The sequence below is a fragment of the Corynebacterium sp. MSK047 genome (assembly GCF_030232285.1).
Lineage (GTDB): Bacteria > Actinomycetota > Actinomycetes > Mycobacteriales > Mycobacteriaceae > Corynebacterium > Corynebacterium jeikeium_D.
Window position 1 is genome coordinate 15,948 of the sequence record NZ_JASPJI010000012.1, and the last position, 13,950, is coordinate 29,897.

Annotated in this window: 10 protein-coding genes, 1 pseudogene and 1 riboswitch; of the genes and pseudogenes, 7 read left to right on the top strand and 4 right to left on the bottom strand. The window is 62.4% G+C overall.

Going from position 1 to position 13,950, the window contains the following annotated elements:
* Nucleotides 1-96: 96 nt before the first annotated feature.
* A riboswitch (FMN riboswitch) is annotated at nucleotides 97-266 on the top strand.
* 10 nt (nucleotides 267-276) lie between these two features.
* Nucleotides 277-996 carry a nicotinamide riboside transporter PnuC gene (pnuC, locus tag QP981_RS06200; RefSeq protein ID WP_070767202.1) on the top strand — a complete coding sequence of 240 codons (720 nt, stop codon included), beginning with the start codon at nucleotides 277-279 and terminating at the stop codon, nucleotides 994-996.
* 10 nt (nucleotides 997-1,006) lie between these two features.
* Nucleotides 1,007-1,666, top strand: a complete 660-nt coding sequence (locus QP981_RS06205; protein WP_016423226.1) for a hypothetical protein — start codon at nucleotides 1,007-1,009, stop codon at nucleotides 1,664-1,666.
* Here QP981_RS06205 and QP981_RS06210 read toward each other — a convergent pair.
* The 3 genes from QP981_RS06210 to QP981_RS06220 all read right to left on the bottom strand — a co-directional run bounded on the left by QP981_RS06210 (nucleotide 1,663) and on the right by QP981_RS06220 (nucleotide 6,026).
* Nucleotides 1,663-3,363 (bottom strand): FUSC family protein, encoded by a 1,701-nt coding sequence (locus QP981_RS06210; protein WP_284857651.1) that lies wholly within the window; start codon nucleotides 3,361-3,363, stop codon nucleotides 1,663-1,665. The two genes, QP981_RS06205 and QP981_RS06210, sit on opposite strands and share 4 nt — an antisense overlap.
* Before the next feature lie 24 nt (nucleotides 3,364-3,387).
* Nucleotides 3,388-5,034, bottom strand: coding sequence for a peptide chain release factor 3 (locus QP981_RS06215; RefSeq protein ID WP_284857652.1), 1,647 nt, complete (start codon nucleotides 5,032-5,034; stop codon nucleotides 3,388-3,390).
* A gap of 98 nt (nucleotides 5,035-5,132) precedes the next feature.
* Nucleotides 5,133-6,026: a Cof-type HAD-IIB family hydrolase gene (locus tag QP981_RS06220; protein ID WP_284857653.1), complete on the bottom strand. Its 894-nt coding sequence runs from the start codon at nucleotides 6,024-6,026 to the stop codon at nucleotides 5,133-5,135.
* Between the two features lie 183 nt (nucleotides 6,027-6,209).
* Here QP981_RS06220 and QP981_RS06225 point away from each other — a divergent pair, with 183 nt between their 5' ends.
* Nucleotides 6,210-7,661, top strand: coding sequence for a glyceraldehyde-3-phosphate dehydrogenase (locus tag QP981_RS06225; RefSeq protein ID WP_049172209.1), 1,452 nt, complete (start codon nucleotides 6,210-6,212; stop codon nucleotides 7,659-7,661).
* Between the two features lie 75 nt (nucleotides 7,662-7,736).
* On the top strand, nucleotides 7,737-7,985 hold the full coding sequence (locus QP981_RS06230) for a hypothetical protein (RefSeq protein ID WP_016423221.1): 249 nt from the start codon (nucleotides 7,737-7,739) through the stop codon (nucleotides 7,983-7,985).
* A gap of 185 nt (nucleotides 7,986-8,170) precedes the next feature.
* On the opposite strand, the pseudogene QP981_RS06235 reads toward QP981_RS06230, so the two are convergent.
* Nucleotides 8,171-8,938: pseudogene (locus QP981_RS06235) on the bottom strand (IS110 family transposase); the annotation flags it as partial.
* Nucleotides 8,939-9,121: 183 nt separating this feature from the next.
* Between QP981_RS06235 and QP981_RS06240 the strand changes: the two are divergent.
* From QP981_RS06240 to QP981_RS06250, 3 genes are all read left to right on the top strand, one after another.
* Nucleotides 9,122-9,703 (top strand): ECF transporter S component, encoded by a 582-nt coding sequence (locus QP981_RS06240; protein WP_187400548.1) that lies wholly within the window; start codon nucleotides 9,122-9,124, stop codon nucleotides 9,701-9,703.
* A gap of 107 nt (nucleotides 9,704-9,810) precedes the next feature.
* The gene (locus QP981_RS06245; RefSeq protein WP_284857654.1) at nucleotides 9,811-12,012 is read left to right on the top strand and encodes an ATP-binding cassette domain-containing protein; all 2,202 of its coding nucleotides are present in this window, start codon (nucleotides 9,811-9,813) and stop codon (nucleotides 12,010-12,012) included.
* A gap of 163 nt (nucleotides 12,013-12,175) precedes the next feature.
* On the top strand, nucleotides 12,176-13,948 hold the full coding sequence (locus tag QP981_RS06250) for an AMP-binding protein (RefSeq protein WP_016423217.1): 1,773 nt from the start codon (nucleotides 12,176-12,178) through the stop codon (nucleotides 13,946-13,948).
* The last annotated feature ends 2 nt before the right edge of the window (nucleotides 13,949-13,950 follow it).

Below are 13,950 nucleotides of genomic sequence, written 5' to 3' on the forward strand. Positions count from 1 at the left end.
GATGCGTAATTATGTCGGGGCTGTATTAGAACCTCATATTGAAACCTCATTGAATAAAATGCACATGCGCGCAAGGCGACAGTGCTAACGTTGAACTCGCATTCTCAGGGCGAGGTGAAATTCCTCACCGGTGGTGATGCTGCGGATGACGCAGACAAGTCCACGAGCGCCCTACCTGTGGCCAGAAGGGTCGTCAGGTAGGGGACAAGCAGATTTCGGTTGGAATCCGAAACCGACGGTCATAGTCCGGATGAAAGAGAAGGAGTTGAATAATTCGTGGAATACGTGTCGGATTTTTTGGTGGGTTTCCTCACTGCACAGCTCAGTGTGGCGGGAGCGCCAATCTTGATTCGAGAAATTGTCGGTAACCTCTTTGGCCTGGCGTGTGCCTTCCTAGGCATGAAACGGAAGGTATGGGCTTGGCCGGTCGGCATTATCGGAAATGCCTTGCTGTTTACCGTCTTCCTCGGCGGAGTTTTCCACACGCCGCAAAATCTTGATCTCTATGGCCAGGCGGGGCGTCAGGTCATGTTTATCGTCGTCAGTCTCTACGGATGGTTCAGCTGGGTCAAGAGCCGCAATCAGAGCGGTGACGAGGTCGCAATTGAGCCGCGGTGGGCGACGGCATCGGAACGCATTGGGATGATTACCGTGGCTATCTTCGCCACTGTGATCTGTGCCAATGTCTTTGAGATGCTGGGCTCGTGGGGGCCATGGGCCGATGCCTGGATTTTCGTCGGTTCGATGTTGGCGACCTGGGGTATGGCCCGCGGGTGGAACGAATTCTGGCTAATTTGGATTGCCGTTGACGCCGTGGGAGTGCCGTTGCTGCTCAAGGGTGGCTACTACCCGTCGGCGGCGCTGTACCTCTTCTACGGATGCTTCGTTATTTGGGGCTTTGTCTCCTGGGTTCGCCTCGAGCACCAGAGCGACAATGACCAGCAGAAGAGCTCCGAGACCGACCAAGTACCGGCTTTGGCAGCAGCCGAGCGGTAGGATAGTCCAGGTGAGCTTCCGACCAGATAACTCCCGTACCAACCGCGCCCATCAAGCCGAAGAGCGTGCCCGCAGTCTCGTGCAGGACGTCCTCGACCGCGAGGAGCGGGTACGCAACAATCTGGCCAGCGCTGACGTCGACCCGTGGACGATGCGCTTCGTCGTCGATGAGTCGATTTCTGAGGGCGCAATCATCACCTGGCGCAATGAGGCCACTCGTGCCCGCCGCATCATGCGCCGCTATGACATTCAGCGGGGCTACCGCGAGAAGTTGCGCGAAGTTGAAAAGCGCATCGATGCCATGTTGCACCTCGCGGAATCGCTGGAGGAGTCGTGGGACGCCGCGGCACACGCCTCGAAGAGGCTTTCCGACGCGGAGGCCCGCGATGTCGCAGCCTTTGAACGCGAGCGCGAGCGGCAAAATGACGCGGCAGAGACTAAGCGGCAGCGTGAGGAGAAGGTCCGCAAGTTCCGTCGGAAAGCGGAGAATATTGCTACCGACGCGTGGGACGCGGGCCGTGACGCGCTGGAGAAGCTGCCGCCGCTGTCGTCTTCGCTGAAGGACATCGCGGCTAAGTTCCGTTCGCGGGGCTCGGAGGAGGAACCGCGCGAGGTACGGCGGGCAACAGCCCGCGACCTGCGCAAGGAGCCCCCGCTGCCGGAAGACTAGCGCTCCTCAGCTTTAGCTGCCTGGACTACCTCGGCGAGCTTGGAAATCTCCTCGTGAGAGGGGCGGATATCCGGATGCGTGCGACAGTAGTCCAGCAACAAATAGCCAGCTGTGCGAATGCGACGATGCCCATCCCAGTGTGGAGTGGCGATTTCGGGGTCGTTGGTGGCCAAAGACGAGATGGCCTGGCGCTCACTGAGCAGCTCGTACTGGAGATCTCGACGAATATCGAGCGCCTGATTCGGAGTACCGGTTAGCAGCGCGCCGAGAAGAGCGCCCATCTGTCGATAGCAGCGCGGAATATGACGCAGGTAGTGCTTTTCAATGCTCTCGGTTGGCCAGAAGTGCAGGACAGCGAGAGCCAGCGCGCAGGCGATACCGACTTCCAAGACACGATCGGTCACAATCGGTGCGAGTTCGCCAGCGACGTTTCCGCCCAGCAGCAGCGCCAATGGAGTGGTGACGATTGTCGTCAGCGCATAGTTCTTCACCACGAGAATCTCCGCGCCGAATTGGCAGGCTGCAAGCGCGATAAGTAGCGTCCAGCTGTCCAGGCCAAAGGAAAAGAGCAGCGCATAGAGGAAAATGCCGATAATCGAGCCGACCATGCGGTGAATCCCTCGGATCGAACCAGCGGTGCGGTCGGGACCCCACTGCAGAGTCATCAATGCGCTGACCACCGCCCAGTCAGGCCGGTCGAGACCGACAAGCACGCTGATGAGACCAGCTAAGCCACCGGTAATAGCAACCTTTGCCGCAGTCATCGACGCATGGGAATAGCGATCGAAAGAGCGGAAGATTCGGTAACTCACGCTTGGTCGCGCGAGTGGAATGGTTGTCTGCGTCTCGTCGAAGAGGTTAGGCGTGTCCACGATGTCCACAGCGCTGCCGTGCACGCCCAAGCGTGTGCGGATAGCAATCAGACGCTGATGAGCAGCAATGACACGGTTGACAAGTTCCGTGTGGGAGGGCTTGACGATTCTGCTGCCGCGGATGATGCCTGCGTCGGCAAGCGATTCCCATGCGTCGGTCAGTGCAGTTTGCGCCTGGTGATGAACGGCGAACGATGTCGAGTCTGACTTTTCCATCGCATCGATGGCTGATTCAAGGGATTCGACAGCTGCCATCTCGGGGCCATGCGGATTCCACAACCGCGGTGCCATGCCGATGACTATCGCGGAAAGCACGCCAACGGTAGCCCACATGGCGGTTTCCACCGGGTTGAAGCCAAGGCGGGCGACCATTGTTGTGCCGCCGGAGACCATCACAATAAAAAATGAACCCGGCGGTGGCAGGCGCAGTGCGTTTTGAATAAAAGCGCCGATGGTGGCCAGTATCGTCGTAAAAAGCGCAATGAGCAGCAGCCATAGATTGCTGCCGCCGGAAGCGATCTCACTGTGGACCACCGAGCCGACAAAACTGCCGGACATAACGCCGGCGATTAGGCATAGCCCGGCGATGGCCATCACGCGCAGACGACTGCGGTAGGGGTGGCCTTCGCCATAGATGACCACGCAACCACCAGCGGCGATAAGGAGCATTTCCGAGCCATGTCCGGTGAGAAGTGCCACGGCACCCGGCAGGAATAGCGCGAGTGCTGCGCGGAGGGCGCCTGGCCATCTCTGTGCACGGGAGTGGAAGGCAGTAAAAAGCTGCCATGCACTTGGTTGTGGAGGAAGCTCAACCGTTTGGCTCAATGTTGGTGAAATCTCCTTAAAACTCTAGTCAGCGACCAGCGTCTCGAGCGTGAACTCCGGGTGCTCCTTCTCAATGAAGGACAGCTTCCACTTGTCCCCGAAGAGCGCGATGAGGGCGCCGTCGGAACGCGTGAAGATCTCCACGCCGTGCTGCTTTGCCAGCTCAGGCGCGGTCTCTTCGTCCGTGCGGCGGGCGACGGAGTAGGGGATGGGCTCGGCGATGGTCTCGACGTTGTACTCGTTTTCCATGCGTGCCATCATGACCTCGAACTGCATCGGGCCGACCGCGGCCATCACCGGGGCGGCATCGCCGCGGGCATCGTTGCGCAGAATCTGCACCACGCCCTCGGCATCGAGCTGATCGACAGCCTTACGGAACTGCTTGTACTTGCCCAGGCTCTTGGCGCGCAGAGTGCGGAAGTGCTCGGGCGCGAACTGCGGCATCGGCTTGAATTGAACCTTGCGGCCCTCGTAGATCGTGTCACCCGGTGCCAGTGAACCCGCATTGACCAGGCCGACAATGTCGCCCGGGTAAGCCGTCTCCACAGTCGAACGTGTCCGGCCGAAAACGGTCAAAGCATACTTTGTGGAGAAACTACGTCCCGACTGCGCATGCGTGACCTGCATGCCGCGGTCAAACTCGCCAGAGACAACGCGCATGAATGCCAGCTTGTCGCGGTGGTGCGTATCCATACCCGCCTGCACCTTGAACACGACGCCCGAAAAATCATCCGTCGGTTCGCGCTTTTCGACGATAGCCCCCTGGCCGCCAGCCGCTGCAGCGGCAACGGCAGCCGGGTCGGACTCGCGGGCACCAGGTGCCGGAGCCAGCTCGCAGAGAGTGTCCAGGATCTGGTGGACACCCCAGTTCAGCATGGCGGAGGCGAAAATCACCGGAGAGGTGTCGCCAGCGAGGTACATCTCCTGGTCGTGGTCAGCGCTATCGGCGGAGAGTAGCTCGGACTCCTCGGCTGCCGTCTCCCAGGCGTCGCCCTGCTCTGCGGAGGCCTCATCTGGGGTGAGGTGACGCTCAGCGGCGATAGTGGCGCCACCGGCAGTGCGCTCGAAGCCAATGAACTGCTTGGCCTGGCCGTCCTCACCACGCTCCAACAGACCGCGGAAGTCGCCGGCCTCACCAACTGGCCAGTACAGCGGAGTCGGTTGCAGACCAATCTCCGCGACAATCTCATCCATCAACTCCAGGGGAGCCTTACCCGGGCGGTCCCACTTGTTGATGACGGTGACGATGGGAATTCCGTTGGACTTACAAACCCGGAACAGTTTCAACGTCTGAGGCTCGAGACCCTTGGCACCGTCGACAAGCATGACAGCGGCGTCGACAGCGGTGAGCACACGGTAGGTGTCCTCGGAGAAGTCAGCGTGACCAGGCGTATCGACGAGATTGATCATGTACGGCTCGCCGTCGTGCCCCTCTGGCTGGTACTCGAACTGCAGCGCGGAAGAGGCAATCGAGATGCCGCGATCCTTCTCCATGTCCATCCAGTCGGACACAGTCGACTTACGGCCGGCCTTGCCGTGGACAGCACCGGCTTCGTTAATGACATGAGCATGCAGCGCCAGCGCCTCGGTGAGCGTGGACTTACCGGCATCCGGGTGTGCGATGACGGCGAATGTGCGGCGGCGTGCGGCTTCTTCGGCGAGAGTGGTCACAGGGAAACTACGCTTTCCTTAAAAAGAAAATCGGAATAAGGGAATCGGGTTCAACCTTTCTAACTTACCGCTCCAGTGGGGTAAGGGGTCAATTGCAGTTAGAGGTTGAACAGCTCGCGTAGCGTCGTGATGACGCCTTCCTCCGCGTTCGACGGTGCGATGTCGGTGGCGCGGCGTTTGATTTCCGGGTGACCGTTGGACATGGCAAACGAACGGCCTGCGTGGTCGATGAGCTCGAGATCATTCAGGTAGTCAACGAAGCAGACAGTTTCGGCAGGAGAGACACCGATGGCCTCCTGCAGGGCGGCGAGTGCCGTGCCCTTGTTGGTATTGGCATCGATGAGGTCGACCCAATGCGCACCGGAGACCACCGCGCGCAGGTGCGAGCTCTGGGAACGCAGGTAATCGGCCGATTCCTCTTCGACGGAGTAAGGATCAAAGGCGGCAATTTTGACGATGCCGTCCTCGGCGGCAGCGGCGATGACATCATCGACCTTCTGCAGCTTCAGGTAGTACTTGGCGGCCTCGTTGAACTGCAGCTGCTGAACTTCCTCCGGAATATTGAAATGCGGCGGGAAAAACTCCACGTATGCGCTGGCAGCGCCGCAGATAATAACCGACAGAGGAGTGCGACCCGCGGCCACACGGTTGTCGTTGAACTGGCGGATCGCGTGCACCAACTGGGTGACGATGTCGTGGTCGATACTGGTAACCGAGACCACCTCGCCCGCATCCGCGACGTAGTTGCCGTTTTCCGCAATGATTGGGATGCGGTGTGCAATGGGGGCGAACTGGTCGGCCAGAGTTGCGTACTGGCGGCCCGACGCGGGAGTGAAGTGGACACCGCGGTCGAGCAGCTCGGTGACTACCGGCCAAAAGGACTCCGGGATTTCCTTGTCTTCATTTAATAGAGTCCCGTCCATATCTGTGACTACAAGGCGGTATGGCGGCTGGGCGGGAGATTGCTGCTGGATATCCAGGGGTTCCGTCATGGCTCTTATTCTAACGGGTAAGTAGGGTTCATTTTTCTTCCTTGAGGTGTCTCCCAGGGGCTCCCCCGATTGGGTGAAAGCTGGGCCACAATACGGGGTACCCAGTTGAGGGCGATAGCCGTTGAATAGCGTGTGCGGGGTATTTTGAGGGGGAACTCATACTCATTTAAGCCAGGAGGATTTATGTCGGATTCGGCCCCCATCAAGCGCAATGACTGGAATGAGCGCATCAGCCTTGCAGAGCAGATGATCCCCCTCCTGGGACAACTGCGTCGCAACAACGATGTCGTGACTTCAATCTTCGGCCGCCGACTGGAAAACGTTACCGAGACCGGCATCATTAAGTCGCACCGCTACGCCCGTCGCATCACCTCGCAGGAGCTGCCGCTGAGTCAGACCCTGCCGATTCTGCAGGAACTGGTGAAGATGGATCTCGGCACCGCCTCCATCGACCTGGGCGCCCTGGCTACCAGCTTCGAAGAGGAAGGCGGCGACTTGCGCGCATTCCTCGAGCGTGAGCTTGCCGACGTCATCGGTGCCGGGACACAGACCCCGAAGACCGACATTGTCCTCTACGGTTTCGGCCGCATCGGCCGCCTGCTGGCTCGCATTCTGCTGGCTCGGGAGGCACTGTTCAACGGCCCGCGCCTGCGCGCAATTGTGGTTCGCCAGAATGGTGAGGACGACATCGTCAAGCGTGCTTCGCTGCTGCGCCGTGACTCCGTCCACGGAGCATTCGACGGCACCATCTCGGTTGACCGCGAAAACAACATTATTTGGGCAAATGGCACCCCGATTCAGGTCATTTACTCCAATGACCCGGCAACTGTTGACTACACCGCCTACGACATTAACGATGCGATTGTCATTGACAACACCGGTCGTTGGCGCGACCGCGAGGGACTGTCGCAGCACCTTCAGTCCAAGGGCGTTTCCAAGGTTCTTCTTACCGCGCCAGGCAAGGGCGATGTGAAGAACATCGTCTACGGAATCAACCACAACATCATCGAGGAATCTGACAACATTTTGTCGGCAGCTTCCTGTACTACCAACGGCATCACCCCGGTGCTGAAGGTCGTCAATGACAAGTGGGGTGTCGAGTTCGGTCACGTCGAGACTGTTCACTCCTTCACCAACGACCAGAACTTGATCGACAACTTCCACAAGGGTTCTCGCCGTGGCCGCGCAGCCACCCTGAACATGGTTCTCACTGAGACCGGTGCCGCAAAGGCCGTCGCCAAGGCTCTGCCGGAGTTCGAGGGCAAGCTGACCGGTAACGCCATCCGCGTTCCCACCCCGGACGTTTCCATGGCGGTGCTGAACCTGACCCTGGACACTGAGGTCGACCGCGACGAAGTCAACAACTACCTGCGTGAGGTTTCCCTCAAGTCCGTCCTGCGCCAGCAGATTGACTACATCCACTCCCCAGAAGTGGTTTCCACCGACTTCGTCGGCTCCACCCATGCTGGCATCGTTGATGGTCTGGCTACCATTGCCAACGGTAAGCACCTGGTGCTCTACGTCTGGTACGACAACGAGTTCGGTTACTCCAACCAGGTCATCCGCATTGCTGAGGAGATCGCAGGCGCTCGCCCGCGCGTCTACCCGAAGCGCAAGCACATCGACGAGCTGTAAGTCGGCGGTCCTGGGCTTGAGCTGCTGAGCCCTCGAAGGCCCTCTTCCCCCTCCTAAACCACGGGGGTTGCGGCGATGGGGAGGGCAGGGGAGGGGGACGGGGAGATTTTCCTGTCCATCGACGACGACCTGGATTCCGCGTATGAGCCGTTCGAGTTGGTGAGGATTGTGATCCTGCCGGAACTGAGCGACGAGGATCTGGTTTTCGGCCTCCAATTCCGGGCCTCCGGCGACATCGAGCACGGGCGGGGGATGAAGATTCGGGAAAGTGATTTCGGGATCGTCGAATACGGCTCGGCGGAAGTGGCCCTGTTCGGCGCCTAGGTGGCGGCGTCCGGCCGCGGGGGGGGGGCGAGAGGTCGGCCGCCACTCGGTTCCAATCCGCGTGGGGGCCCTATGTGGATTGTCAATAGTCAGGCGAGACTTTCACGTACATCGTATGGGAGGGGGGTAGCCATGACTGATCGCCGGGCCGCATCGTGCGGGCCGGCGGTGATCAGCGCAGCGGCCTACGCAGCCGTGGCGATGGTTCTAGCAGGGATTTCTCGGAAGAACTCACGCCGAGTCAACAGGGCATAGATGACGTTGCAGCGGCTTCGGGCAAGCCACATCACCGCGGCATTGTGCTTCTGTCCTTCAGCCCGTTTACGCAGGTAGTAGTCGCGCGATGCGGGATGGCAGTGCGACGCGATCCACGCCGATCGAAACAGCGCGTTTTTCAACTGTTTATTGCCGGCCCTGGTGGGAAACTCGCCGCGGACCGACGTACCCGACTGCCGGGTGGTCGGCGTGATGCCGGCGTAAGCGGCTAAGTGTGCGGCGTCGGCGAAGTCCTGGCAATCGCCGATGGACAACACGATGTTAGAGGCGGTCTTGATGCCTACGCCGGGCATCGACATCAAGACCTGGGCAAGAGGGAACGATTCGAGCATCTCCTCGACTTGTCCGGCAATCGTGTCGCGCTGTGCTTGAAGCGCTTTGATGTTCGCCGCCAGCTGGGGAATGACCAATTCTGCTGCCGCAGTGCCGGGTACCGTGACGATTCGCTCGGCAAGGGCGGCGAAAATTGCGTCAACCAGGGCAGCAGGGTCCTTCTTGGCGCGGTTGCGCATCCACTTCAGGCCCCGGCCTCGACCTGCGGCGGCCAGTTTTGTCGGACCTTCGTAGTGGATGAGCGAGTCCAGCACCAGCGTGCGGGAGAGAATCTCGCCTGCAAAGACGCGCTCGAGTACGGGGCGAATCTCTGTGAGCACGCTGGGAAGGCGGTTTTTCGTTCGGGGGGGGGCGGGGGTAATTTCAGTAAATTGAGCCTGGCGTAATCCGATAAGCATTGCCTAACCTAATACTGTTTCAGGTGGTGTTCCCGATCGGGAATCGGCAACGGAAGCGAGGCGGCGACGATGAACGGAAAACGTGGATCGACCGGAGAACCCCTCTCCGGAGGGGGAGCCGGGGACGCGGTGGCGTCGCAGACGGATGACGGGCGGTTGGTGCACGTCGCACCGGTCGCAGCTGGTGGCCGACCATCCACCCGCGACATGCTCGTCGCCGCCGCGATCGGCGTCGCGGGGTCTCTCATCATCGTGCCCCTGACCTACCTGCAGGTGTTCGCCGGCATCGCCCACGTTTATCTCGTCGCGGCGACGCTCGGGTTGTGGTTCCTGCAGTGCGTTGTTCCCCTCATCGTCGTCCGCAAGCCTGGCGCGAGCCTTATCGCGTGCCTTGCCATGGGCGTCGTGTCCGCGGCGACCACCCCGTTCGGCGTCGCCGCAATCGGGGCGCTGACTATGGAAGGATTGCTCATCGAGCTTCCGTTCATGGTCACCCTGTACCGGCGGTGGACGCGTCCGCAGTTCGTGGCGTCGGCGATGTTGTTCTCCGCGCTGATGGGAACGATGGCCCCGCGCGCAGTCGGCGTCGACTCGCCGACCACGCCCATGACCCTGATTAGCTTCGCCGTAGCCTTGGCATCGAGCCTGGTGTTTTTGGTCCTGGGCTTTGCCGTCGCAAAGGGGCTTCGCAGCCGCGGAGTCACCCGGTGACCGGCGGAGCACCCGCGTGCGCCGGTGCGACACGCGGGACGGCCCCGGCCCGGTTACGGGTTAGTGGCGCGGGCGTCCGGCACGCCGATGGGCGATGGGCACCCGACATGGTGGATCTCTCCTTCGATTTCGGCACGATTAACGCCATCACGGGACCCGTGGGATGCGGAAAGACGAGCCTGGCCCACCTCATCGCTGGACTGATCCCCTCGCACATCCCCATCGACCATGCCGGATTCGTGCACATCGTCGATGCCGACGGCACCGAACGCCCCGTGGACGGGGACCGGGTCACCTTCGTCGGGCAAGACCCGTCGACGCAGGTGCTCACGCTCCGAGTCGTCGATGACGTGTCGATGGCCCTCGAGTTTTCCCTCGTGGAAGCCGGCATCGTCGCCAAGCAATCAGCCGAGGCCCTATCGGAGCTCGGGCTGTCAGAGCTCGCGGAGAAGGATCCGTGGGCTTTGTCGGGTGGGCAACGCCAGCGGATGGCCATCGCCGGTGCTGTGGCCAGGGCGCCGGAGGTCATGATCTTCGACGAGCCCGCGGCCCACGTTGACGAGGACGGTCGTCGGTCGCTGTTCGCCGCCATCCGTGATTTGCGGGCCCCGGGGCGCGTTATCCTGCTCATCGAGCACGACCTCCGCCCGTTCGACGGGTGGGTCGACACGGTGACAATCCTCGATGCGGACGGGAGCGTCGCCGCGCACGGAGCACCGGAGGGCATCGCGGTGAAGGGCATTGCGACGTCGGCCGCGCCCGCCGGAGCGCCGGACGCCAGTACGCCGGGCACGGGGGCACCGGACCGTCCCGATTTGGAATCGGAGGCGGATGCCGTTCCACTGCTGGCCTTGACCGGAACCCACGTGGCCCGAGGCGGGGAGAGGATTCTGGACGGGGCCGATCTGACACTGGAACGGGGCGAGATTCATGCCCTAGTCGGCGCCAACGGAGCCGGTAAGTCCACCTTGCTGGCGGTGCTGTCAGGCCAGATGAAGGCGGGAGCGAACTTCCGGATCGACGGCGCGTCCGCCCGGCGCGTCCCCGACGCCTTCGCGTCGTGGGCGTTCCAGAACCCCGAGCACCAGTTCACCCGCGCGACCGTCGCCGCGGAAATCGACTCCGCGCTGGCCGGCACGGACCCGCACGGACCACTCGGCGCCGATGAGCTGCGGAAACTGCGGGAAGCCCTGTGCCCCAGGGCACTTGACCCCGTCTCGCCGTTCGTCCTGTCGGGCGGACAGAAAAGACGGTTGGGCATCTTCCTGGCGGTGGCGGCCAATCGCCGTTTGCTGCTTCTCGACGAGCCGTTGGCGCACCTGGATTCGCCGAGCTCGCGCATCGTACTGGATGCGCTAGCGGAATACGCCGGGGCCGGCGGAACCGTTGTGTTCACGTGCCACGACCGCCGTGTCGCGCGAACGTGGGCAGATAGGGCGAGCATCGTCGCCGAAGGGAAGGTCGCCTGGTCCGGTCCCGCAGCCGACCTGCCGGCTTCCCCGGAGTCGTCCCGGCGGGATCGCCCACTGCCCGCGGCCGGCGCACGGACGTCCTTGGACGAAAGCCCCTGGACCAGTGAATCCGCCGCTCGAAGGCGCGCGGGGTTGAACGCCATCACGATTGTCGCGGCGGTGATGTTCGTCCTCGTCGCCGGGCTGCTCTCCGGCGGAGACGCCGTTCTCGCCCTGACGGTGGTCGGGTTCCTCGCACTCGCTGCGATCGCGGAACGCGACGTTCGGGCGACGGCGGGGAAGGTCCTTCTTGTCCTGTTAATCGGGGTGTTCTTCGGCCTGCTCGGGTGGCGCTCCGAGTTCTACGGAGGTGGGGATGCGTCGGAAGCCGTCCGCCACGGCATCCATCACGGACTGCTGTTGATGGCCGTGTTCGCGGGGACGGTCCTGGTCTCCGCGTGCATGCGCGTCGAGGAGCTTTTCGACGCCATGGTGCAACGCCTCCGGGTGCCCTACACATGGTGCACCATAGCGATTTCCGGGGTGAGCATCGCAGCGTTCCTGCGCAGTGAAATCCCCCAGCTGACATGGGCGATTAGATTGCGCTCGATGCGACCGGAGCAGTCTTTCCGCTCCGGTTTCATTCGCGCGACGACGCCCGCGCGCATCGCTTTCCCGTTGTTCGTCAGCGCCGTGCGCTGCGCCGAAAAGCTGTCCCTGACCCTGGCGATGCGCAACTTCGGCCTCTATCCGCGGCGTACCTTCCGCACCGATCACCCCTGGCGAGTGCGTGACGGGTTCGCGGCCGCAGCGTCCGCCGCGGTCTTCGTCGCCGCCCTGGTGTCTGCAGTGACTTGACGGGCGCCTGGAACCGGCGGGTGAGCATTTCCGGGCTTGTGCGGAGACGCGCCCCACCCAGTTGCTTCACCCTTTCAACCCTTCAGACACATCCTCCGGGTCACGCCATGCGGGCCCGGTCCGCCCGGCACCGGCATGGCGCCGACAACCGAAAGAGGTACCAATGAACACGATCCGGACCATCAGCGACGTGCTACGGGACAAGGCCGATGAGACGAAAAAGGGGATCACCTTCGTCGAGAATCGGCGGGACGTCTTCGTCCCGTATGGCCGGGTCCATGCGGAGGCGGTGGCGGCTGCGACTCGGTTGGCCGAAGCCGGCATCGGCCCCGGCGATCGCGTGATCTTCCAGGTTTCAGAGAACCGTGGGCTCATCCGGGCGTTCTGGGGCTGCGTCTATGCCGGCGCGGTTCCGGCGCTTGCGCCGCCGGTGTCGGGCCCGGTTGACGTCGACAGGGTGCGGACGCTCTCGGACATGATGCCCGGGGCCCCGATCCTGGTCGACGAACGCAGTTACACGCTGCTCACCGGCGCAAACGGTGCCGTGGTCGTGGGCGAGGACCGGCTGCTCGACGTGTCCATCGTCAATGACGCTGCCGCGGAACCGGATGCGGCGATGCCGGGTGATGCTGAATCGGACTTCTCTCAGGCGGGTGACGTGGATTCCGGGGATGGCGCCGGGGCGGTCCCCGCGTTCCCGGTGCGAGGTGGGACGGCAGGCGAAGCCCTCATCCAGTTTTCGTCCGGCTCCACGGGATCGCCAAAGGGCGTCATCGTAACCAACGAGTCCGTGCTGAACGGTCTGCGCGCGACGATCCCACGCCACGCGCACCGGTACGAGAACAAGATGCTCACGTGGCTGCCTTTGACCCACAACCTTTCGCTGATCGGCTTCCACGTCTACGCCCTTTTTCGTGGGTACGACCAGGTGTTGCTGCCGGTTTCCGAGGTGGTCGCCGATCCCCCGAGGTGGTTCGAGGCCGTGACCAGGCACCGGCCGACGGTGACAGTGTGCCCGAACTTCGCGTTCAAGCATTTCCTGCGCCATCTCGAGCGCCGGCCCCTCGGGGATGACCACGGTTACGACTTCTCCAACGTCCAGAAGCTGATGAGCGGTTCTGAGCCCATCGACGCTCCATTGGCCCGGAAGTTCCTTGCGGCGATGTCCGCCATGGGCCTCCGGGAGGATGCCCTGACCTCCGCCTACGGAATGTCCGAAGCTTGCCTGCTGGTCACGACCCGGGACATCTACTCGGGTCTGTCCACGGTGCGACTTGACCGGACGGGCATCGCCACGGGGCAGCGTTTCGAGGACATCGAGAGCGAGTCCGGAGCTGAGTTCGTCGCCTTGGGCAAGGCCGTCCCGGGGATTTCCTTGACCATCCGCGATGACGGGGGCGGGGTCCTCGGCGACGGCACCGTCGGTGAAATCCACATCGCCGGCGCTCCGATGACCCGCGCCGCGATCACAGCAGAGGGGATCGTGGAGCACGAGCTCACCGATGATGGGGCGTTCGCAACGGGGGACATGGGCATTCTCCGCGACGGCGAGTTGTTCGTCCTCGGCCGGAAGAAGGACATCATCTTCGTCAACGGCCGGAATTACTATTCGGCTGATTTGGAAGCCGTGCTGGAGAATGTGCTTGACCGCGATGTTGCCGTTCTCGGCCGGAGCAACCCAGCCACGGGCGAAGAGGAGATCGCCGTGTTCTTGGCCAGGCGGACCCCGACCGATCGTAAGGCCGACGATGCGACCGGTGCCGGGCAATCGGACGGGGATGAACCTCCGATCGATGAACAGGCGGTGGCCCGGTCCGCGACGACCGAGCTGATGCGCGTCGCCGGGGTGCCCGTCTCCAGGGTTCTGTGGGTCGACGAGCTGCCCGTCGCGTCGAACGGCAAGAAGCTCCGCCGCAAGCTCGAGGCTCTGCTCTGAGG